General features: G+C 37.7%; 20 protein-coding genes. 6 read left to right on the forward strand and 14 right to left on the reverse strand.

The features are described from left to right. Positions 1-40: 40 nt before the first annotated feature. The 5 genes from IGJ87_RS08220 to IGJ87_RS08240 all read right to left on the reverse strand — a co-directional run bounded on the left by IGJ87_RS08220 (position 41) and on the right by IGJ87_RS08240 (position 5,460). Positions 41-928 carry an NAD(P)-dependent oxidoreductase gene (locus IGJ87_RS08220; RefSeq protein WP_002287606.1) on the reverse strand — a complete coding sequence of 296 codons (888 nt, stop codon included), beginning with the start codon at positions 926-928 and terminating at the stop codon, positions 41-43. 88 nt (positions 929-1,016) lie between these two features. Beyond that, entirely contained in the window at positions 1,017-2,240 is a 1,224-nt protein-coding gene (locus IGJ87_RS08225; protein WP_002287605.1) for a glycosyltransferase family 4 protein, read from the reverse strand. A gap of 16 nt (positions 2,241-2,256) precedes the next feature. Next, positions 2,257-3,303, reverse strand: a complete 1,047-nt coding sequence (locus tag IGJ87_RS08230) for a glycosyltransferase family 4 protein (protein WP_002319376.1) — start codon at positions 3,301-3,303, stop codon at positions 2,257-2,259. Positions 3,304-3,466: 163 nt separating this feature from the next. Further along, complete coding sequence (gene ptsP / locus IGJ87_RS08235; protein WP_002290826.1) at positions 3,467-5,194, reverse strand: phosphoenolpyruvate--protein phosphotransferase; 1,728 nt, start codon at positions 5,192-5,194, stop codon at positions 3,467-3,469. Further along, positions 5,194-5,460 (reverse strand): phosphocarrier protein HPr, encoded by a 267-nt coding sequence (locus tag IGJ87_RS08240; RefSeq protein WP_002287602.1) that lies wholly within the window; start codon positions 5,458-5,460, stop codon positions 5,194-5,196. Before IGJ87_RS08240 ends, ptsP begins: the two co-directional genes overlap by 1 nt. A gap of 478 nt (positions 5,461-5,938) precedes the next feature. Between IGJ87_RS08240 and IGJ87_RS08245 the strand changes: the two genes are divergently transcribed. Together IGJ87_RS08245 and IGJ87_RS08250 are read left to right on the forward strand one after the other, a co-directional pair. Beyond that, on the forward strand, positions 5,939-8,173 hold the full coding sequence (locus IGJ87_RS08245; protein ID WP_002287598.1) for an ATP-dependent Clp protease ATP-binding subunit: 2,235 nt from the start codon (positions 5,939-5,941) through the stop codon (positions 8,171-8,173). Positions 8,174-8,320: 147 nt separating this feature from the next. Continuing rightward, complete coding sequence (locus tag IGJ87_RS08250) at positions 8,321-8,641, forward strand: DUF1827 family protein (protein WP_002290825.1); 321 nt, start codon at positions 8,321-8,323, stop codon at positions 8,639-8,641. Between the two features lie 204 nt (positions 8,642-8,845). On the opposite strand, the gene IGJ87_RS08255 is transcribed toward IGJ87_RS08250, so the two are convergent. The 4 genes from IGJ87_RS08255 to IGJ87_RS08270 all read right to left on the reverse strand — a co-directional run bounded on the left by IGJ87_RS08255 (position 8,846) and on the right by IGJ87_RS08270 (position 13,868). Continuing rightward, the gene (locus tag IGJ87_RS08255; RefSeq protein WP_010723843.1) at positions 8,846-9,070 is read right to left on the reverse strand and encodes a hypothetical protein; all 225 of its coding nucleotides are present in this window, start codon (positions 9,068-9,070) and stop codon (positions 8,846-8,848) included. A gap of 194 nt (positions 9,071-9,264) precedes the next feature. Further along, on the reverse strand, positions 9,265-10,845 hold the full coding sequence (locus IGJ87_RS08260) for a peptide chain release factor 3 (RefSeq protein WP_002290823.1): 1,581 nt from the start codon (positions 10,843-10,845) through the stop codon (positions 9,265-9,267). Between the two features lie 400 nt (positions 10,846-11,245). Next, entirely contained in the window at positions 11,246-12,622 is a 1,377-nt protein-coding gene (locus IGJ87_RS08265; RefSeq protein ID WP_002295395.1) for a hemolysin family protein, read from the reverse strand. 127 nt (positions 12,623-12,749) lie between these two features. Further along, entirely contained in the window at positions 12,750-13,868 is a 1,119-nt protein-coding gene (locus IGJ87_RS08270; RefSeq protein ID WP_002290821.1) for an AI-2E family transporter, read from the reverse strand. A gap of 141 nt (positions 13,869-14,009) precedes the next feature. Between IGJ87_RS08270 and IGJ87_RS08275 the strand changes: the two genes are divergently transcribed. Further along, entirely contained in the window at positions 14,010-14,444 is a 435-nt protein-coding gene (locus IGJ87_RS08275; RefSeq protein ID WP_002290819.1) for a GNAT family N-acetyltransferase, read from the forward strand. Positions 14,445-14,521: 77 nt separating this feature from the next. On the opposite strand, the gene ntdP is transcribed toward IGJ87_RS08275, so the two are convergent. From ntdP to recX, 3 genes are all read right to left on the reverse strand, one after another. Beyond that, complete coding sequence (ntdP, locus tag IGJ87_RS08280; protein ID WP_002290817.1) at positions 14,522-15,055, reverse strand: nucleoside tri-diphosphate phosphatase; 534 nt, start codon at positions 15,053-15,055, stop codon at positions 14,522-14,524. Between the two features lie 93 nt (positions 15,056-15,148). After that, positions 15,149-16,327, reverse strand: coding sequence for an A/G-specific adenine glycosylase (gene mutY, locus IGJ87_RS08285; protein ID WP_010721730.1), 1,179 nt, complete (start codon positions 16,325-16,327; stop codon positions 15,149-15,151). Next, on the reverse strand, positions 16,320-17,117 hold the full coding sequence (gene recX / locus IGJ87_RS08290; protein WP_010721729.1) for a recombination regulator RecX: 798 nt from the start codon (positions 17,115-17,117) through the stop codon (positions 16,320-16,322). Before recX ends, mutY begins: the two co-directional genes overlap by 8 nt. A 107-nt stretch (positions 17,118-17,224) precedes the next feature. Between recX and rlmD the strand changes: the two genes are divergently transcribed. Beyond that, positions 17,225-18,607 (forward strand): 23S rRNA (uracil(1939)-C(5))-methyltransferase RlmD, encoded by a 1,383-nt coding sequence (gene rlmD / locus IGJ87_RS08295; protein ID WP_002318633.1) that lies wholly within the window; start codon positions 17,225-17,227, stop codon positions 18,605-18,607. A 173-nt stretch (positions 18,608-18,780) separates the two neighbouring features. Here rlmD and IGJ87_RS08300 read toward each other — a convergent pair whose 3' ends face one another. Beyond that, positions 18,781-19,359, reverse strand: a complete 579-nt coding sequence (locus tag IGJ87_RS08300) for a lytic polysaccharide monooxygenase auxiliary activity family 9 protein (RefSeq protein ID WP_002292856.1) — start codon at positions 19,357-19,359, stop codon at positions 18,781-18,783. Positions 19,360-19,680: 321 nt separating this feature from the next. Between IGJ87_RS08300 and IGJ87_RS08305 the strand changes: the two genes are divergently transcribed. Together IGJ87_RS08305 and IGJ87_RS08310 are read left to right on the forward strand one after the other, a co-directional pair. Continuing rightward, on the forward strand, positions 19,681-20,139 hold the full coding sequence (locus tag IGJ87_RS08305; protein WP_430609133.1) for a TspO/MBR family protein: 459 nt from the start codon (positions 19,681-19,683) through the stop codon (positions 20,137-20,139). 65 nt (positions 20,140-20,204) lie between these two features. Next, positions 20,205-21,346 (forward strand): IS3 family transposase gene (locus IGJ87_RS08310; RefSeq protein ID WP_100970418.1). Its coding sequence is split into 2 segments (ribosomal slippage): positions 20,205-20,433 and positions 20,433-21,346, totalling 1,143 coding nucleotides; the frame shifts between segments, so codons are not numbered across the junction. A gap of 301 nt (positions 21,347-21,647) precedes the next feature. Here the strand turns inward: IGJ87_RS08310 and IGJ87_RS08315 are convergent. After that, on the reverse strand, positions 21,648-22,874 hold the full coding sequence (locus IGJ87_RS08315) for an LCP family protein (protein ID WP_002295400.1): 1,227 nt from the start codon (positions 22,872-22,874) through the stop codon (positions 21,648-21,650). Between the last annotated feature and the right edge of the window lie 527 nt (positions 22,875-23,401).

A 23,401-nucleotide genomic window follows, 5' to 3' on the forward strand; every position in this document is an offset into this window, starting at 1 on the left:
TAGCCTACTTGCATTGATTTTCTCTAAAAAAACTCGTTTTTTATGATTTTTTTTCTGGTATTTTTCCTTCAGGCCACCAAAGTTTGATCAAAGCTTGGGTTCCGTCATTCTCAAAACCTTTATCTGCCAACTCTTCATATAGTTTCAATGCTTGGGTAGTTGCTGGCAATACAAGGTCCATTTTTTCTGCTTCTTCTAATGCAATCTTTAAATCTTTGATAAAATGTTTGACAAAAAAACCAGGTGTGTAATCTTCTTTTAAAATACGAGGAGAATAATTGCTTAAAGACCAGTTAGCTGCACTTCCACCTGAAAGCGTCTCAATCACTTTCTTTAAATCAAGTCCGTTTTTTTGTGCATAGACAAGCATTTCCGTCATTCCTGTCATCGTACCTGCAATCATGATCTGATTAGCCATTTTTGTATGCTGACCTTTCCCAGCAGAACCATGCAATGTAAATGTCGTACCAAATTCTTTGAATAAAGGCAGTACTTGATCATAAACGGCTTCTTCTCCACCGACCATGATCGTCAGTGTACCATTCTTTGCTCCTAAGTCACCACCGGATACCGGTGCATCTAACGCATCTGCGCCTTTTTCTTTTGCTGTTTTTGCAATTTTTTCTGCCAGGCTTGGTGTACTTGTAGTCAAGTCAACTAAAATATGTCCTGAGATATCTGCAGAAAAAATCCCCGACTGTCCATAGTAGATTTCTTCTACATCTTTGGGGTAACCTACCATTGTAAAGAGAATATTACTTTGTTCTGCTACCGCTTTTGGTGTATCTGCCCAGATAGCTCCTTCTGTTACTAAAGGATCAGCTTTTGCTTTTGTCCGATTATAGACAGCTACTTCGTGTCCTGCTTCTAGTAGATGGCGTGCGACAGCACTTCCCATGACGCCTGTTCCGATAAAACCAAGTTTCATTTTTTCGACCTCCTAAAAATCAAAAATCCTTGCTTCTATGCTAGTATACGCTAGAAACAAGGATTTTTTCATAAAAAATGTTTGAATTTTATCTTTTAAATGAATTTAATTTTATTTTGATTCGTTCAATCGAGTCTTCTTCTTCTTTTCTTCGCATCTCTTCTTCATGATAAACAACCATGTCTTGATAAAATTCGATCATAGCTTCGCCGAAATGTGTAGATGAAATATCATAAAGTTTAGCTTCTAAAACTTTTGGATCTTTAGGAACTTCACTGGAAATATAATCAATAAGTGCTGGTGCAAAGTCTTCGTCGGTTTCAAAAGTTTTCCCTAATGAAGGATGATCGAACAATCGGTTCAAATAAGCATTTCCTTCCACGACACAAGGTGTTCCGGCTGCCATCGCTTCTGTATAAGTAAGCCCTTGTGTTTCTGAAGTAGAAGCACTGACAAAATAATCTGCCGCTTTATAATAAAGTGCTACATCATTGTTGTCCACTTCTCCTGTGAACTGCACAAATTCTTCTAACTGCAGTTCTGAGATCAATTCCTCTAACTCTTCTACATAAGGTCCTTTTCCTACGATAACTAATCTGGCGTTAGGATAAGCGGAGATGACCTGAGGAAACCCATTAATCAAGGCTTGGATATTTTTCTCATAAGAAATCCTGCTTAAAGAAAGAATCATCAAATGGTTTTCCTGAAGACCTAGTGACTCCCTTAATTTGCTGATATCCTGCTGAGTGATATCAGAACGTTTGAATTTTTCAATGTCGATACCAGTAGGAATCACGCGAAGCGGTGCTATTACACCATAGCTGCGTAATGTATCAATAACACGTTCACTTGGACAAACTACACCTGTCGTATGATTTGCAAATAATCTAGACAAGTATTTTACATGGGATTGCCTGATCACTTTTCCTTTACCGATATAATGAAGGTAGTCTTCATACATCGTATGGTAAGTATGGATCAGAGGTATTTTCAGCTTCTTAGCTACCATCTTCCCAAGTATCCCTGCTCCGAATTCTGTATGGGTATGAATAAGATCTAGTTCTAGTTCTTTGGCAACCAAATAAGCATACCACATGCCTCTAACAACAACTCTTCGATCCTTGAAAGAAATAAATGGTACACTTGGCATTCGAATCACATCTTTTTCCAACTTATCCGCATTAGGATCGGTCGTTGTAAAAATATAGACTTCATGCCCATGTCTTTCTAATTCTTGTTTTAATGTTTTGATCGATGTAGCAACTCCGCTGACTTGCGGAAAGTAGGTATCGGTAAAAAAGCCGATTTTCATGTTTTTCGCCTCCAAACTAGTCCTTGATCTGATTTACTTTTTTTAATTTGCTAGAGACTTTTTCATTCAGTACACTTTCGTATACATTTTTAAGTTCTTCACCGATTTTATTGATACTTCGCTCTTTTGCTGTTTGATAACCGGCTTGTGTCGTACTCGGTAGTTCTTGATTGGTAATCTGTTGGATCAGTCGGATAAATTCTTCGTTTGTCTTCCCCATATAGCAGTTCTTGCTATCTTCTAACCAGCCATTATACACTGGAATATCTCGAACAAGTACGTTTTGTTTGCTTGCTAAAGCTTCTAAAACAACGATCCCTTCTGTCTCTTCATAAGAAGGGAAAAAGAATAGGTCTGCACCTGAATACGCACCTTCTATGATCTCTCCACGAATGTATCCAGGAAACAGGACATTTTCAGGATGATCTTCTTTTACAATTTTCCGGATGTTCCGAGGAATCGAGTACATGGGAACATGGCCAAACCAAATAAATGTGTATTCGGGCATCTTCTTAGCAATTTCTACGAAATCAATGATTCCTTTACGTTCGAAAAACAAACCGACACAAATGATTACTTTTTGATCCGGAGACAGTTTGAAATATTCTCTGAACTTTTGTTCTTTCATTGGATCAGGGCGATATTTCTCTAAGTCGATCCCATTGGAAATAGCTTGAATCGGCACACGGATACCATAGCTTTCCAACAACTGTTTTGAATAAGGTGTTGGCGTGATCAGATAGTCCGCTTTTTGGTACAATCCTACCAGATATTTTTTTACGATAGGAGAAAGCTGGTTCGATCCGATAAAGGAATTTCGGAAATCTTCCTCTGTAGAATGCGCATGATAGACAACTTTTTTTCCTTCTCTTCTGGCTTTATTGACCATGTTATGACTATTGATTCCGTATGTATTGATGTGCAGGATGTCATAATCTTCTTTTTCATCTAGTGTATAAGAGATACCGACTTCCGTCAGAGCACGTTTTTGATGATCAAGCGCACGCCCGATTCCAGATTTTGCAAGCATCTTTTCACTTTCAAAATATAATAATACCTTCACCTTACGTCCCCCTTCACTTATATAGTATAACATAGCCTACAAACTGTCACTCAAACTTAAGCCCTATTTTTGTCTATTCTTACTGACGAAAACGTTTTCTTAAAAAAGAACAAAAAAACTGGCGTAGCTCTTTTACAAGCCACACCAGCTTTTGATACGTTGTTTATTTTACATATTCATGAACAAGTTCAACGACTTCTTCCATCGTATCGCATTCTTTCAATGCACGATCAGCAAGTTCAGCCATTTTCGCTGTGTCCAAGCGTTTCATTAAACTACGCGTTTTAAGAATAGATGTCGCACTCATTGAGAACTCATCTAGACCCATACCTACTAGCAATGGAACAGCTGTTTGATCTCCAGCCATTTCTCCACACATACCTGCCCATTTTCCTTCAGCGTGTGCTGCATCAATTACATTTTTGATCAAACGTAAAATTGATGGGTTATATGGTTGGTACAAGTAAGAAACGCGTTCGTTCATACGGTCTGCTGCCATTGTGTATTGAATCAAATCGTTTGTACCTACAGAGAAGAAATCTACTTCTTTTGCAAACTTGTCTGCTAAGACTGCTGCTGCTGGAATCTCGATCATGATGCCGACTTGGATCGTATCAGATACTTCCTTGCCTTCACTGATCAATTTTTGTTTTTCTTCTTCAAAGATCGCTTTTGCTGCGCGGAATTCTTTGAGTGTAGCTACCATAGGGAACATGATACGTAAGTTACCATGAACAGATGCACGAAGCAATGCACGCATTTGTGTACGGAACATTTCATCGCCTTGTTCAGATAAACTGATACGCAATGCACGATATCCTAAGAATGGATTCATTTCATGAGGTAATTGCAGATATGGTAGTTCTTTATCTCCACCGATGTCCATTGTACGAACAACTACAGGTTTTCCTTCCATACCTTCTAATACAGCTTTATAAGCTTCATATTGGTCATCTTCTGTTGGGAAGTCTGGAGAATCCATATACAGGAATTCAGTACGGTACAGACCAACTGCTTCTCCACCATTATTATGGACACCAACTAGATCTTTTGGTGTTCCGATGTTTGCAGCTAATTCAAAATGCTTGCCGTCAGCTGTGACAGTTTCTGCATTTTTTAATTTTTCCCATTCTGCTTTTTGTGCTGCGTAATCTGCACCTGCTTTTTCAAATTCAGCTTTTTGTTCATCTGTAGGATCGATGATTACATCGCCTTCGATCCCGTTGACAGCCAAAATATCGCCTTCTTTGACTTTAGCAGTAATTTCTTTTGTCCCAACGATTGCTGGAATTTCTAAAGAACGTGCCATGATAGCAGAATGTGAAGTACGTCCACCAATGTCTGTTACAAACGCTTTTACAAAATTGCGATCTAATTGTGCTGTATCACTTGGAGTCAAGTCATGTGCAACAACGACCACTTCTTCGTCGATCATTGATGGATTTGGTAAAGTAACGCCTAATAAGTGCGCTAAAATACGTTTAGCAACGTCACGAATGTCTGCAGCACGCTCTTGCATATAAGCATTATCTTCCATTGCTTCGAACATACCGATATACATATCCGTTACTTCTTTTAGCGCTGATTCAGCATTTACGCTGTTGTCTTTAATATTTTGCTTGATTTGACCTACCATTTCTGGATCTGAAAGAACCATCAAATGGGCATCAAATACTTGCGCTTCTGCTTCACCTAAGCTTTGCGCTGCTTTTTCACGAATTTGCTGCAATTCTTCAGTAGATTTAGCTAATGCAGCATCCAAACGAGCTTCTTCAGCCGCAGTATCTTCTACTGTTGCCTTACTGAATGTTAAATCCGGTTGAACTAGCAGGTAAGCTTTTGCAACGGCTACACCGTCACTAGCGGCAATCCCTTTTAGCATTTCAACCATTATTCAGATAAGCCTTCTTTCTTCATTGTTTCAACGATTGCTGCCATTGCATCAGCTTCGTCAGCACCTTCTGCAGTAATAGTAACATCAGAACCTTGACCTACACCTAAAGACATAACGCCCATGATTGATTTCAAGTTTACTGATTTACCTTTATACTCTAAGTTTACATCAGAGTTAAATTTGCTTGCTGTTTGTACTAATAGTGTAGCTGGACGAGCGTGGATCCCAGTTTCTGCTACTACGTGAAATTCTTTCTTTTCCATATTAATCGGTCTCCTTTAAGTGAGTGTTGTTTTTATGTGAGGGTTTTCTTTTTTAGTAATTCAGAGAATCCTAACAAATGCCACCCTTTCATCTGTAAAGATTAACATTTTTTTTCGTTAGATACAACAGTTTTCATTCAATTTCAGATAAAAGTATTCAAATTATTCCGGATTCTTTTTCATCCTTTTCTTCACATTTTATAACAAACATGTTTATTTTCTTTTTCTTGTCGCTTTCTCTTCTCCTGACGTTTATCATTCTTTCCTTTGACCCTCTTTGTTTTCATATGAAACGAATTACTTGCTTCCCTTTTTATTTTTAGTATAATAAGAGTCAAAGGTCAGGAATGGTCAATAGAAATTTCACCTTTTCTACCTCATAAATCTCTTAAAAAACTAGGGGTTATTCTTTTACCTCATGAAAAACGAGATGTAAAATATGGATGTACCCATTTTTGTGAAAGGACGTGAATGATTCATGCTTTGTCAAAACTGCGGCAAGAATGAGGCAACGATTCACTTGTATGCCACTGTCAATGGTCAGCGGACACAACTTGATTATTGTCAGAGCTGTTATCAAAAAATCAAAAATCAACAAAATGGAGGTCTGACTAATATGGCCCAAAACGATCCATTTGGATTTGGCAGTTTGGACGATCTTTTCCGTTCCATGTCTCGCCAAATGCAACAGCAAGGAAATTATGAGCAAACACCACCAACACAATTTGGCGGAAACAACAACTTCAATGGTGGTCAGCCACCTCAAGGCAATACAGAAGGTTTATTGGGAGAATATGGAATCAATATCACAGAACAAGCACGACAAGGTGATATCGATCCTGTGATCGGACGCGATGACGAAATCAAACGAGTCATTGAAATTTTAAATCGCCGAACCAAGAACAATCCTGTCTTGATTGGAGAACCAGGTGTTGGTAAAACAGCCGTTGTTGAAGGTTTAGCACAAAAAATCGTAGATGGTGATGTACCGCAAAAATTAATGGACAAAGAAGTCATTCGTTTAGATGTCGTATCTTTAGTCCAAGGTACTGGTATACGAGGACAATTTGAAGAACGTATGCAAAAATTGATTGAAGAGATCCGTCAAGCAGAAAATGTGATCCTATTCATAGATGAAGTTCACGAAATCGTCGGTGCTGGTTCTGCTGGTGATGGAAATATGGATGCTGGTAATATTTTAAAACCAGCTTTAGCTCGAGGAGAATTGCAAATGGTTGGTGCTACTACCTTAAACGAGTACCGCATCATCGAAAAAGACGCTGCTTTAGAACGTCGTATGCAACCTGTACGGGTAGATGAACCAACTGTCGAAGAAACGATTAGTATTTTGAAAGGTTTGCAAAAACGTTATGAAGACTATCATCATGTAAAATATACTGATGAGGCCATCGAAGCAGCCGCAACTTTATCCAATCGTTATGTCCAAGATCGCTTCTTGCCGGATAAAGCCATCGATTTGCTAGATGAAACAGGTTCTAAGAAAAACTTGACGATCCAAATCGTTGATCCTAAAACAATCGAGAAAAAACTGCAAGAAGCAGAAGAACAAAAAGTTTTAGCTTCTCGAGAAGAAGATTTCGAAAAAGCAGCTTATTATCGCGATCAGATCAATAAACTTCAAAAAATGAAAGAACGTCAGCTCACTGAAGAGGAAACACCTGTGATTACCGAAAAAGATATGGAAAAAATCGTTGAACAACGGACAGGTATTCCAGTGGGTGAATTAAAAGAAAAAGAACAGACACAACTGAAAAACTTAGCAGATGACTTGAAAGCTCATGTCATCGGACAAGATAACGCTGTAGATCGAGTAGCGAAAGCGATTCGCCGAAACCGTGTTGGATTAAACAAACAGAATCGTCCAATCGGCTCCTTCTTATTTGTTGGTCCAACTGGTGTAGGTAAAACAGAGCTTGCGAAACAACTTGCCTACGAACTATTCGGTTCACAAGATTCAATGATTCGTTTCGATATGTCTGAATATATGGAAAAACATAGTGTCTCTAAATTGATTGGTTCTCCTCCAGGTTATGTCGGATACGAAGAAGCTGGTCAATTAACAGAAAAAGTACGGAGAAATCCTTACAGTCTTGTCTTGTTAGATGAAGTAGAAAAAGCTCATCCAGATGTTTTGCATATGTTCTTGCAAATCTTAGATGATGGTCGATTGACAGATGCACAAGGAAGAACGGTCAGCTTTAAAGATACGATCATCATTATGACAAGTAATGCCGGAACTGGTAAAGTAGAAGCAAACGTTGGTTTTGGTGCGGCACGCGAAGGTGTTACTCGTTCTGTATTGAACCAATTAAACAACTACTTTACACCAGAATTTCTGAACCGTTTTGACGGGATCATCGAATTCAGTGCATTATCAAAAGAAAACTTGATGACAATCGTCACACTAATGCTAGACGATGTCAACCAAATGCTGGCAGCACAGCAACTTCACATCGAAGTTCCTACGAATGTCAAAGAAAAATTAGTTGACTTAGGCTATGATCCATCTATGGGTGCTCGTCCTCTTCGACGCACGATCCAAGAACAAATCGAAGATGGTATCGCTGAATTTTATCTTGATCACCCTTCTATCCATGAGTTGAAAGCAAAACTGGATAAAGATGGAAAAATCATCGTTACTTCTAAACCAGAACGTTTGGCAAAAGAATCAGCCGAAGAAACGGCTGAATAAATCCAGTTTTATAGCGTGAGACGGTATTTCTTTGAGAAATGCCGTCTCATTCTTTTTTCAGAAAAGTCAAAATACTGTTCATTTTATAAAAAAGAAATTATAATAAGAGAAACAAGCAATTAAAAATACATAAAAGAGGTGAGCGCCATGAAATTGGTAAATGTAACAAACAGCCATTCCCGTCTTGTATTAAACCAGCTTGAAAACACTGATGCCCATCTAGTCAAGGTCTACACAGCCGGAAATACCACTATTGTCTACACTGAAGCCCCTGAACATAATGAAATTCTGCTGATCAATGACAAACGTAAAATCCAGCCGAAAGAAATCGAAGATGCTAAAAATTATTTCTTAGATAAAATCAAAGACGCCGTTTACCACGAGGATGAAATCAAAGTAATCGAATTGGCAGGCCTTGTTGAGATCTCGATTCCAAAACATGAATTAGGCGCTACATTAGCCGTGTAAACAAATTTTGAACATAATAATTAAAGAGCGTGGGACAAAAGTAAAGAACACTTTTGTCTCACGCTCTAAACACGTATAAACGGCGGAAGCAGAAGCAACTCCTTCGGAAATAAGCTGAAATTCACAAAAATTTGAAAAGCAATTTTCGTGAATTCCTTCTTATTTCTTGGAGTTAAACGCTTCTGTCCCAGCCTCTTTTTCTTTCTAGCTTTTTGATTTTTCTCTTTTCTTTTGTACTTTTCTCTTTTCATTTTCAGTTCTACGCGTGTCTTTATTTTTAACTTTTTTCTCTTTATGGATGATTGATCGTACTTTTTGTGCAATCTGCTCGTTTTTGTCCCAGTCTTTTACATCTAATAATTGACATAATTGTAACATCTCTTCTTTTTTCTGTTTTTTTCTTTCACGTCTTTGCCATTCTGTTTCCATGTGTCACACTCTCCTTTCTTTAATCATATGTACGCAAAATAATTTTTATATTTTTTTGATTAGACATTTCTATGATTTTAAATAGTAAAAAGAGCCGTCACGGAAAATCCGTCACGGCTCTAAACAAAATATGAGAAGCTGTTTTTGTTTGGCTATTCTTATTACTTGATGCAGGGCAGCTTGTCAAGACTTCTTTACATCAAACTTTTTAATTTTACATTAGGATATTTATCCGCAAACCAGCGTTCTGCAAATTGGTTCTCGAATAAGAACAATGGTTGGTCGAAACGGTCACGAGCCAAGATATTGCGGCTTGAACTCATCTTCTCATCCAAATCTTCTGGATCGATCCAGCGAGCGATTTTGTGTCCCATTGGAGACATGATTACTTCGGCGTTATACTCATTTAACATACGATATTGGAATACTTCGAATTGTAGCTGACCAACAGCTCCAATGATATATTCTTCCGTTAGATATGTTTTATAAAGCTGAATCGCTCCTTCTTGAACTAATTGATAGATTCCTTTGTGGAAGGATTTTTGCTTCATGACATTTTTTGCAGTCACTTTCATAAATAGCTCTGGAGTAAATGAAGGGAGTTCTTCATAAGCAACTTTTAGTTTTCCTTCGAACAATGTATCCCCAATCTGATAATTACCTGTATCATATACACCGATGATATCGCCTGCTACTGCTTTTTCGACGTTTTCTCTCGAATCTGCCATAAATTGTGTGACATTGCTTAATTTCAGTTTTTTATTTGTACGTTCCAAACAGACATCCATTCCTCGTTCGAATGTTCCAGAACAGATTCGGACAAAAGCGATTCGGTCACGATGGGCTGGATTCATATTTGCTTGGATCTTGAATACGAAACCTGAAAATTCTTCCTCATAAGGACTTACCATCTGATCATCTTGTGTTTTGTGTCCATAAGGAGCTGGTGCCAATTCAACGAAAGTCTCTAAAAAAGTCTGTACACCGAAGTTAGTCAATGCAGAACCAAAAAATACTGGTGTCTGATCGCCACGAGCAATTTTTTCTTGATTAAATGCATCTCCAGCCTCTTTGATTAGTTCTACTTCTTCTAAGACTTGTTCATATAAGGAATTTTCAGTTAGAGGATGATTTTCGGGAAGCAGTCCATCTTCATCCAATTCTACTAATCGTTCATCCTGATAATTTTCCGGACGATAAAACTCTACACGATTATGGTAGATATCATAAAGACCTTCTAGCCCTTTACCCATACCGATTGGCCAATTCATCGGATAAGATTCGATATCTAATAGCTCTTCTAATTCTTCTAACAATTCCAATGGTTCACGACCATCACGATCTAGTTTGTTGATAAAAGTAAATATCGGGATGCCACGTTTTTTTACAACTTGGAATAATTTCTTTGTCTGTGCTTCGATCCCTTTTGCACTATCGATTACCATAACCGCACTATCCACGGCCATCAAAGTACGATAAGTATCTTCAGAAAAATCTTCATGTCCTGGTGTATCCAAGATATTTACTCGTTTCCCTTGATAATCAAACTGCATAACAGAACTAGTAACAGAAATCCCACGTTGTTTCTCGATTTCCATCCAGTCTGATTTGGCAAAATTACCTGTTTTTTTGCCTTTTACGGTCCCGGCTTGACGGATAGCCCCACCAAACAATAGTAATTGTTCTGTAATCGTTGTTTTCCCAGCATCCGGATGGGAAATGATCGCAAAAGTTCTGCGATTGTCCACTTGTTGCTTTAATTCTGGATTATTCATAACCTAACTCCATTTCTTCCATTCAATTATTTATATTTTCTCTAGGCACAGATTGTCCGATCTCTTAAAGAAAGACAATTTCATATAGGGCTGTGACAAAAGCCGTGTAGCAGTCTCTTTTTCCGAGTAAACGGCGTTCTAGAGACAGCCTATCAGCAATAAGCCCGCCCAAGCCAAAAACACGAGAAGCTGTTTTTGCTTGGCTGCTCTTATTACTTAATGCAGGATAGCTTTTTCACAACCTTTGTCAACTACTACAACTGAATCAGTATAGCATGGATTCAGCGAATGAAAAAGCCACCAAACCATAAGAGTCAAATATTTTTTTGTCAGCTGACTAAAAGAAAAGACGTGTTGCTTGTTTATTCAAGCAACACGTCTTTCATAACCAAGTTTCCAATTATCTTCTTGGCTCGTCATCTTCGAATTCTTTTCTGAAGTATCTTCGTTCTTCTTCAGGTTCCGCTTCTGTTTCTTCCGGATCATGAAAAATGACACGGATTTTAAGGATTCGAGAACCTTCCATTTCTTCAGAAACCAGCGTAATATTATCGACATCAAACGATAACTTTTCGCCTTCATCCGGAATCATGCCTAATGCTGTAATCAAATAACCAGCCATCGTATCTACATCACTCATATGCAGATCGCTGTCAAAAGCTTCATTGAACTCATCAATCAGCATACGTCCTTGGATGATATATTCGTGTTCATCGATTTTTTCATAAAGATTCTCAACTTCATCTGATTCATCATCGATTTCTCCGACGATTTCTTCTAAAAGGTCTTCTAGTGTTGCTAACCCAACGACGCCGCCATATTCATCTAATAAAATAGCCATCTGATTCTGCGTCTTTTTCATTTCATATAACAGATCATCAATAAAGACCGTTTCAGGAACGAATAAAGGCTCCTGCATGATTTTCTTGATATCTAAATTATCAAAGCCGAATTTATGGGCAGCTTTTAGTAAATTCTTTGTATGAAGGATTCCGACTACTTTATCTTTGTCTTCGTTATAAACAGGGATTCTTGAATAGTTTTCGGATAAAACTTCATTCACATTTTCTTCCACAGTGTCGTTGATATCAATCATAAATGCATCCGTTCGTGGGACCATGACTTCTCGGGCAACTTTCGTATCAAGAGAAAAAACCCCTTGGAGCATTTCTAATTCTTCATTATTCAATACGCCTTCGTTTTCAAGCATATAACGCATTTCATCTCTGGTCATTTTTGAATCTTCATCATCAAAAGTCATCGGCGTGATACGCGCCAATAAACTTGTGGAAGCAGAAAGCAGCCAGACGAAGGGCTTAGCTACTACACCAATCAAGCGTATCAGCCCTGAAGTGAACTTTGCGACTTCTTCTGATTTATTTAAAGCAATACGTTTAGGGTACAATTCTCCAAAAACAATCGATACATAGGTCAAAATAGCCAGCACAATGATATTTGCAATATTTTTTGCCGCTGTGCCGCCACCTAATACCGGAGCTAACCGTTCCGATAAAGTATTAGCTAGTGAAGCACCAGACAAAATGTTGACCAAAGTGATTCCTACTTGGATTGTCGATAGGAAATTATTTGGATTCTGCAATATTTTTAAAAGCTTTTGAGATTTCACATCTCCTTCATCAGCTTTTTGCTCGATTCGATTCTTATTGATCGAAACAACAGCAATTTCGGAAGCTGCTAAAAAAGCATTGATCAATGTCAAAACGATCAATAATAAAATCTGCGCTAACAGCGACTGACTCTCAGGGTCAGCATTCATAATCGCATTCTCTCCTTATAAAATTAATTTTTAGTTTACGATAGAAAAAAACGTGGCACTATAGCCACGTTAAAATGGTATCACAAAGCAATTTTCTTTGCAATAAAAACAAGTGTACTAAAACTACCTACGAGGTCGTAGCAATTTTCTTCTTGTTTTCATTTTGCTTGTCTTCTTTGACGATTTTGATTATATAGGAAATGATCGTCTTGCAGATTGCGTAAAAAGGAACACCTAAGAAGATACCAAGCAATCCGGCAATATTTCCAGCTACTAGAAGAACGATAATGATCGTTAATGGATGGATTTTCAGTGATTTCCCAATTACATTAGGATAAATGATATTCCCATCCAACTGTTGGACGATTAGCACAACCACACAACAAAGTAATGCTTTTACCGGATCATTGAAGACTGTTACTAGAAATGCAGGTGCTAGTCCTAGATAAGGTCCTAAATATGGGATTAGGTTTGTCAATCCCGCAATGACCCCAAATAAGAAAGCATAATCCACACCAATTACCATATATCCTAAAAATGTGAAGGTACCAACGAATAAACATTCGATTGCTTGTCCGCTAATGTAATTAGCCAATGTTTTATTCAGTTGCCCCAATAACTCCACAATTTGGTTTCTTCTTTTTTCTGGGAAAAACTGTTGGATGTTTGGCACTAGTTTTTCTCCGTCTTTCAACATATAGAACAAGATGAATGGTGCTGTAATGATTACTACGGTTGCCGAAGCGATCGTTCCAACGATCGAACCTAAACTATTGGATACTCCACTAAGGAATTGCTGAATGATTGTCCCGTAAGAAATGTCTAATTGCTCAAAATATTTATTAATATCTACTTCCTTGAACAAAGGCAATTCGGCTACCTCTTTCAACCAGCTTTCTACCTGTTTGATGAAATCAGGCATATTAGATGCCAATGAGGAAATTTGCTGTACTAGACTTGGGATGACACTAAGTAAAATCCAAATAATTGCTGCAACTAAAAGGAGCAGCACAATTGCGACAGCCCATATTCTTTTGATTTTTGCTTTCATCAACAGCTTGACAATAGGATTCAATAAATAGTAAAGAAAGCCTGCAATCAGTACAGGTGCAAATAACGTGGAAAAAAATGTCCCGATCGGTTCGAAAATAAAGTTTATTTCTGATGAAATCATGATCAATGCAGCTATGATTAATAATTCAAGCGACCAAAACATTAGTTTAGACTGTCTAAGTTTTTCAAACAATAGATTTCCTCCTTTCTTTCTTACTAGTATATATTATATTCGTTAAAAATTCTTTTATTCTTTTTTTATTTTTGAAAACTTGCCATACTTTTTATTTGTTTTATTTTCCAGTATACTATACGAAAGGAAGGTGGCTAGACCATGAAAGTTGTACAAACAAAAGATACAATGAGCAATATTTACTTAGATGCTGTACGGATCAGGCATCAAGTTTTTGTAGTCGAACAGGGTGTGCCTTTGTCTCGAGAAATAGACAAAGATGAAGCCCATTGTATCCACTTCGTCCTGTACTCAGATAAAAAAGAACCGCAAGGAACTGTACGTCTTTTGCCTTTAGAAAACGGAAAAATGAAATTACAGCGGATGGCGATTCTTTCTGAATACAGACACCAAGGGTTAGGAAAAATACTGATTGAAGAAGCAGAAAACTTTGCTAAGAATCAAGGCTATAATACGATTTTATTAGGGGCACAGTCCACAGCTGAAACTTTTTACGAAAAACTAGGATATACAGCTTACGGCGATCCTTTTGAAGATGCTGGCATGCCTCATATTTATATGAAAAAGACTTTATAAAAATTTATTTCGAAAAAAGCAAAAAACAGCAAGCTTTTGAGAAAAATCTCTCACTGGCTTACTGTTCTTTTTTGTGTTTACTTACGCGACAATTGCTTGTAACGGTTATACCAAATATCAATATAGCCTTCCGAGAACGGGCCATCTCCATTATTGATCCAGTCAACCAGAATCTTCACATTTTCTTTTAGGATGAAGTCAATATCGTTCGGATAATTCATCATTTTGCTGTGCATCTCATATTCATCGACATCCAATAGTCGTTTCTCGCCGTCAGGAAATACCTTGATATCCAAGTCATAGTCGATATATTTCAAGGCCTCATCGTCCAGCAAAAAAGGTGAAGCTAGATTACAATAATAGGAAACCCCCTTTTCTCTGATCATTGCTATTACATTGAACCAGTATTTTTTATGAAAATAAACAATCGCTGGTTCGCGCGTTACCCATCGGCGTCCATCAGATTCAGTGACTAATGTGTGATCATTCACGCCGATCATAGAGTGTTCGCTTGTTTTTAATACCATGGTATCTCGCCACGTTCGATGCAATTTGCCGTCGTGCTTGTAACTTTGGATCGTCACAAACTCTCCTTCTTTTGGAACTCCCATAGCAACCCTTCCTTAAGCAGCATTTTGTGCTTTGTGTTTGGGTGTTCATTACACCGACATCATAATTATTATATCAATAAAAATGAGCTTTGCCTAGAAAGGATTCCTATTGTTTCGATTTTTCTCTAACTGATCTACCAGTTTCATTTGGACCTTAGGAAAAACGACCGAATCAAATGCATCAGGCTTCAACCACTTCGAAGTTTTGTTCTCGGTAAATTCTTGTTCTGCTCCCTCGGTTGCCCGTCCGTAAAAAAGGAGAACATGCCATTTCAGATGACTAAAAATATGAGTAACTTCTCCTAAATGTCGTGTCTGCCAAACAAAGAGTTCCTGCTTTTCAAATGGGAGATTTTGCTCTTCTTCTGCTACTAGGTCATCAAACAGATCGATTTCTGGCTTTGTTTCCCATTCTTTTTTCAATCGCTCATACTCCTCTTGTGTCACTTCCATCATTGGAAATGTCCACATATTCGCCAGCAATTTTTGGCTATCTCTTTCTTCAAAATAATACGCTCCAGAATGATTTTGAAGAGCCGCACTGATATAATAAACGTCTTTTGGCTTTGCTTTTTTTGTTTTTACAGGAAAACTCGTTTGGATTCCTCGTTTGTTAGCTAAACAAAAGGCTTGGATCGGACAAGTCTCACACTTTGGAGAAGTTGGTGTACAGATAGCTGAACCTAGATCCATCATTGCTTGGTTGAATTCACCTGGATGCTTTTCATCAATGATTTTCCGCATCGCTTCATCAAAGATTTTCCTGCTAGAAGCTTTTGCGATGTCTGCTTCAATGCAAAACAATCTGCTGACTACTCGCATCACGTTGCCGTCAACTGCGGGTTCTGGAAGTCCAAATGCGATACTTGCAATCGCTCCTGTCGTATAGGGGCCTATTCCTTTCAATGAGCTGATTTCTTCAGGCGTTTGCGGCATTTTTCCGTCAAATTCAGACATGATCTGTTTAGCAGCAGCTTGGATGTTTCGGGCTCTTGAGTAATAACCAAGGCCCTCCCATGCTTTTAAAAGCTTTTCTTCTGGAGCATTTGCTAACTCTTCAATTGTAGGAAACCATTCCATGAAACGATAAAAATAATCGATCACTGTGTCTACTCTGGTTTGCTGAAGCATGATCTCAGAGATCCAGATACGATAAGGATCACGATTATAGCGCCAAGGCAGGTTTCTTTTTTCTTGTTCATACCATTGAATGAACTGATCTTGAAATTCTTTTGTTTCTTTATCTGTCCATTTTTCCCATTCTTTATTCACTTTCCTCTTCCTTTTCCGTAATGAATCGCTGGATCATATCCAAATCAAATCCTTTTTGATATAAGCTTTGCTTTACTTTTAGATTTCTTTTTTTAGGTTCAAATCTTAAATTTCTTCGCCATAGTTTATCTCCTTGTTTGATTAAATAATCATATTCTATTTCTTGATCTGCTTCTTGCGGAAGATCAGCCATCGCTTGTTGGATCACTTCTTGAGAAAAGCCTTTCGTCATCAATGTTTGTTGGATTTTTCTCAATAATTCTTTTTGGCTTTTTCCGTGATTTTTTCCAAACGCTTTTTCGGCTGTCTGATGTGCATTTTGAACTTGGTCTTCAAATGTATATTGGCTGAGCGCTTGTTCAATGATTTCAGGTTTCAAACCTTTTTGCTGCATCTGCTGCGCTAATTTCTTTGGTCCTTTGTCACTTAAGCGTATATTCGTGCGCACATAACTTTCCCCATAGACCAAATCATCGACAAGGTCCAATTCTTTTAAGCGGGCTACGATTTTATTTCGATCTTCTTGAAGGATTTCCTTTTCTTTTAAGTATGTTCGGATTTCTTTTTCCGATCGCAACTGATAACTTAAGTAATTCATTGCTAGGTGAAAACCGAAATCAGCTCCGCTACTCTTCTTGATCTCTTGGATAGTTTCTTCGTCTAATTCCCGTCCTTTTAATAATCGATAGCGTACTAATACATCTTCAGATACTTGTAAAGCTTCTCCTTCAGATAAATCTACGCGATAGAAAGGGCCTTTGCCTTTACTGATTCTCGTAACGGTTAACATAAACATCCTCCTCGAACATATATTCTCTATCATACCACAGAAAATCCCCGTAATCAGGTATTATATGTTAGAATAAACCACAGAAAAAAGAAAAAAGGGAGATACTTATGGCAGAAACAATTGTCAAAACTGGACAAACGGTTCCTTTGAAAATCAAGCGTTTAGGCATAAATGGTGAAGGAATCGGTTATTTCAAACGGTTGATCATATTTGTTCCATATGCACTACCAAAAGAAGAAGTACTAGTGAAAATCACGAAAGCAACCCCTCGCTATGCAGAAGGAGAATTAATAAAAGTCAAAAAAACAAGCAAAGATCGCGTAGTGGCACCATGTCCTGTTTACTATGAATGCGGTGGCTGTCAATTACAACACTTAGCTTATCAAGCCCAATTGGATTTTAAAAAGGATCTGCTTTTGCAAGCATTGGAAAAATTCAAACCAGCAGGCTTTCGATCTTATCAACTTTTGCCGACGATCGGGATGGATGAGCCTTGGCATTATAGAAACAAAGCACAATTTCAGTTACGAAAAAATAAGCAGACTCAAAAAATTGAAGCTGGTTTATACGAAGCAAACTCTCATCAGTTAGTCCCTATAACAGACTGCTTGGTTCAAGAACCTCGAACACAAAAAGTAATGAATACTGTTGTTCAACTATTGAATAAATTTGATGCACCCATCTATGATGAACGGACAAACAGTGGAATCTTCCGCACAATCATGGTTAGAATCGGTGTCAAAACTGGGGAGTTACAAGTTGTTTTTATTACTCGCAGTAAAAAATTCCCGCAAAAAAACGCAATGATCCGTGAGATCAATGAACGACTGCCCGAAGTTGTTTCAATCATGCAAAATGTCCAGGCACAAAAAACGTCTCTCGTGATGGGGGATGAAACGATCCACTTATGGGGAAAAGAAGCCATTGAAGAACAAATCAATGAAGTGACTTTCGATCTTTCTCCTCGTGCCTTCTTTCAACTCAATCCTCAGCAGACCGAATTGCTTTATGGCGAAGGAATTAAAGCATTAGATGTCCAGCCTAATGAAACGATCGTGGATGCTTATTGCGGAGTTGGGACGATCGGCTTAAGTGTAGCAAAACAAGCCAAAGAAGTACGGGGAATGGATACCGTTCCTCAAGCAATCGCTGATGCAAAAAAAAATGCGGAAAGATTAGGATATCACAACACTCGATATGAAGTCGGGACAGCAGAGCAAGTTCTGCCTAAATGGTTGAATGAAGGTTTTCAGCCTGATGGTATCATCGTAGATCCACCACGTACGGGTTTGGATAACGCATTGATCCAATCATTATTGAAATACCCTCCAAAAAAACTTGTTTATATTTCCTGTAATGTTTCTACACTTGCCAGAGATCTGGTTGATTTAAGTAAAAAGTTCAAGATTGAATATTTACAGTCTGTCGACATGTTTCCTCAGACTGCACGTTGTGAAGTTGTCGTGAAGATGACGAGACTCGCTGACTAAATGAAAGAGGTTGTGAAAAAGTCTGCCCTGTATCAAGTAATAAGAACAGCCAAACAAAAATAGCTCTTCATGTTTTATGAATACTGTACTTGTGACCGAAGAGTTAACAGGAGGACACTATTTATTTAAAAAAAGGGTTGTGACATAGTTTTTGTCACAGCCCTTTTTGATTATTATTGGATATTCACGTCTATCACTTGATAAAATGCATTTGTCGTATCGCTGATATTCCATACTGCTAAAATCACATTATATCCTTTTCGATCCTGCGGAAGTGTGATCGTTTGGTTGACTGTTTTTGGTGGAACAGTTGCTTTGTCGTCTATTTTTGTGATCAATTCAAAATCACTAAATTTCAAAGGTTGATTAGGATTCCAAGTTGGTTTGGTAATGTAGTAATCCCAAGTACTTGTCCGATGTTGTGCTGTTAAATTCCAAGTAATATTTAATGTTCCTGGATTAACCATGTTTTTATGCCATCTGTTAGATGTCTGTTCATCTAAAGGCTCAAAGCCGCTGACTCCTGCACTAGCAATTTTTCCATCAATGAATGTATTTTTGGTAGCTTCGATACTTTGCGGTTCCCATTGTGCTCTTCCGACATTTTGATTTAAGTTTCCTGCTGCTGATGTTCCTAGGTATGCACGGCTTCCTGGAGAAGTAATATAACCATGCGCAAAACCTGGAATGCTAAAACCGAACAACCCTAAACTAACTAACCCAATAAACAATAACGTACTAATCTTTTTCATGTAGAAACCTCCTTCATTTGATAACCACATTGTAAACGCTTTATTTCATTAACACAAACATTATGATTTTATAATTTTATGTTGAAGTAAAAAAGGTGAAAAAAGTAAGATGCAGATTATAACAGAAGTAGACGAGAAAAGTACAAATAGAAAACATGAGAATCAAATCATATGATCTTTTTCAAAAACATCATTCATATAAACAAATGTTCAACTTTTTAATAACAACAATTATCAATTTTTTTCTTACTTCACAAACTAAATACAGGTCTTGCTGTGAGCCTTCATGGTAAACTACTATTATAGAAAGGAGTTAGTAAAATGAAGATGATAAAAGATATTCGTTTTTGGGTTTGTGTTATAGGAATTGTCATATTAGGCTTTTTATCAGGGTTGCTTAGCGGAAATCCCGGAGAATATTACTATTCTTTGCAACTTCCACCATTTGCACCACCTAGCTGGATATTTGGGCCGATGTGGACCTTACTGTATATATTGATGGGTATTTCTCTTTATTTGTTACTTAATCACAACAACAAAAAACAGCGAAACAATCTTGTCGGTCTTTTTGTGATTCAGTTCATTTTTAATTTTATATGGTCTGCTCTATTTTTTAATTTAAGAAATATTTTCATTGCAGCAATCGATATTACACTTTTAGTTATTTTCTTGTCAGTGCTTATGTATCAGTTGTGGCGGCATCATCGCCTGGCAATGTGGCTCATGATTCCTTATTATTTATGGGTACTATTCGCAACTCTATTGAATTATTCAATTTGATGTTAGGATGATTTCATGGACACGATTTGGTAGAATCTAACTACTAAGAAAAGGACGTGTCCACGATGGCAAAAGCCAAGAAAAAATTTGATGAAGACTTTAAGAAGATGATCTTAGATTTAAACCAGTCTGGCCAATCGGTCGAAGAACTGGCAGCGCAATATGGTATCGCTACACAAACGATTTATCGTTGGAAGAAGCTTCATACAAAGAATGTAGCAACCGGCATGACTGAGGCAGAAATCCTAGCGATGAAAAAGGAAATGGCCCGCATGCAGGAGGAAAACACTATCCTAAAAAAGGCTTTAACCATATTCGCTCAAAAGTAAAAATGAGTGATGTCTTCGAATTTATTCAATCAAATGTTCATGATCATGACGTAAAACAAATGTGTACCGTTTTGGAAGCACCGAAATCCAGCTACTATGACTGGAAGAAAAAGAAACCTTCCAAGCGCCAATCAGAAAACAAACGCTTAAACCGCTTGATTTCAGGAATCTACTTTGAAAACAAGGGTATCTATGGTGCGCCTAAAATTCATAAGATTCTTGTTGGCCGTGGCGAGACCTTGTCCTTAAAGAAAGTACAAATACTGATGAGAAAATTAGGCTTGCGTTCAGTCACCCTCAAGAAGTACAAGCCTGGCAAACAAGCGAAAGTTAAAAGTGAAGGACGTAAAAACCTGTTAAACCAAGATTTTACCACTACGTCGATCAATCAAAAATGGGTGACAGATATTACCTATATTCATACCCTAAAAGATGGCTGGACCTACCTCTCCACTATTCAAGACCTCCACACAAAGAAAGTCATCGGTTGGAAGTTTGGCAAGCAGATGACGAAAGAATTGGTTATCGAAACCCTTGACAATGCGCTCTTAAACCAAACACCCTCCGAGAACTTGATCATCCACTCAGATTTGGGTTCTCAGTACACTAGCGAAGCCTATGAGGCAAAGCTGAATGAATTGAACATTCGGCACTCCTTCAGTCGTAAGGGCTGTCCCTACGATAATGCCGGTATCGAATCGTTTCACGCCTCACTCAAAAAAGAAGAAGTCTATCCATCAAAAGCGTATGAAAACTTTGAAGCTGCTCATTTAGCGTTATTTCAATACATTGAAGGATTTTACAATCGCAAGCGAATCCATAGTAGTATCAACTATTTAACACCAAATCAGATGGAGGAGTTGGCATTGCAAGCTTAGTTCCTAGCTACCACCTACATTTTTTTGGCGAGATTTCCACAGGGTTTCAACTTCATCGCTTCGATCAGCGGTCAAACGGTTTTGGTTTGACCGCTGGTCGAAACGATGAGATACTCACCCGCTGGAATCTCGAAAAAATTCTCACAAATCGTGTCCGAGGTATTGACTCAAATCCAATTTATTTTTTAAACTAAGCGCTAAAAAGAGACGTCCTGTAATTTAACACATAGAAAAAGTGCCACCTAAGTTAGATTTTTTGTCTAATTTAGGTGGCACTCTTTATTAACCAAACTATTTTTTTCTAGTACCCACTTGTTGTTCCATACTCATTATTCTGGTCATAACCATAACCATTTTGTTCCTGTCCAGCGTAAGGATCATAACTTTGAGTATCTTGACTTGGTGTATAGTACTGACTTGTATCTTCTGTTTGCTGATAATAGGTATTCGGATCTTGGTACTGATCATATGTGTTTTCTGAATAGGAAGAATAATCGGTGTACCCTTCACTATTCGATCCATCACCGTTTGTCGAATCGCCATCTTCCGAATCATCAAAGAACATCATTGAAGCATTCTCATTTTTCAAATTAGGTAATGTATCGCTTGTTTTTATATTTAATTGTTTCTTCAGTTCATTTTGGATCGAAAGAAGATCATTTTTTCCTAAAATTTGATAGTAGATATCATTGATCATTTGTCCTTCGCCTTGCAACTGGTCTTGTTTGATTGTTTCAAACGCCGGGGTGTAGTTCGTCGCTACATCAAGCATGTCATCCCAATCTAAGTCCGTCGTCACATTGTTCTCAACTGCTTTTAAAATTTTTCTATAATTGCTTACGCCATCTAAACTTAAAACTTTATTGACGATTTTCGTCACTACTTCCCGCTGACGACGTTGTCGACCGATATCGCCTTCTGGATCTTCGTGTCGCATTCGAGAATAGGCTAAACCTTTTTCTCCATTCAATGTTTGTTCACCTACTGGTACATGGACACCATCCAAAGTAAAGTCAATTTTATTATTCACTTTGATGCCACCGACCGCATTGATCAAATCTTCCATGCCATCCAAATTGATCGTTACATAATGATCAATAGGAATATCGAGCAGTTGCTCAATTGAATCCATGGCCATTTCGACACCACCAAATGCATAGGCATGATTTAATTTATCTACCGTTCCATAACCTACGATATTCGTATAAATATCTCGGTCCAAACTGATGATCGTTGATTTTTTTTGTTTCGGATTAACTGTTACTACCATCATCGTATCAGAACGTCCTTGTTCCGTTCTTCCTAATCCACCGGTATCTAAACCTAATAGCAAAACCGAAAAAGGTTCTTTGTCATCAATGCTTACTCTCTCAGAACGTTTGGAGGATATTCGATTAGAGTTTTTAGAAATTTTGTTTACTGTTTGGCTCGCTTCTCCCATAAATCTGATTCCGTATGCTGATAATCCGGCAATCAGCAAAACGAATACCCCTAACAAGGTTAATAGAACTTTTTGCCATCGCTTCATAATACACCTCTGTTTCACATTTTCTAAAATATTGTCTCATATAACTGTTCAATCAGCAAATTCACTTTTTAATCATAAGAAAACTTTAAAAAACATTTTTGTGTAACGATTATTATTTTTTAAAATTTCTCAAAATTCTTAACTATCATACCATACCGTGAAAAAGATCGAAAGACCGAATACACGCAGTTCGCAATCGTTTTATCTTTTTTTATGTATTTTTTCCAGAAAAAGCGAACAACAAGGTATTTTCCAAATAATCGTGCAGTAAAATAATCGCACATACCTTTCTCATCTTTTTAACAGTCTTTGCCTACCGTTCAGATTATCATTCGATTTCACGAAAATTTCTTCCTATGACTGTTCCTTTTGTTAAACCCATCTTCTATTCGTTTTATTTCCAGCTCACTGCATGGCTATTAAAATGACTCGAACTAGTGATTGCATTACCATCATCTTTTAATGGATAGATATGCTCCTCTTCAAAGTAAAACGATTTTCTTTTAAAGTAATAGAATTGACATGAG

The organism is Enterococcus sp. DIV1411a (assembly GCF_050531945.1).
Taxonomy (GTDB): domain Bacteria; phylum Bacillota; class Bacilli; order Lactobacillales; family Enterococcaceae; genus Enterococcus_B; species Enterococcus_B faecium.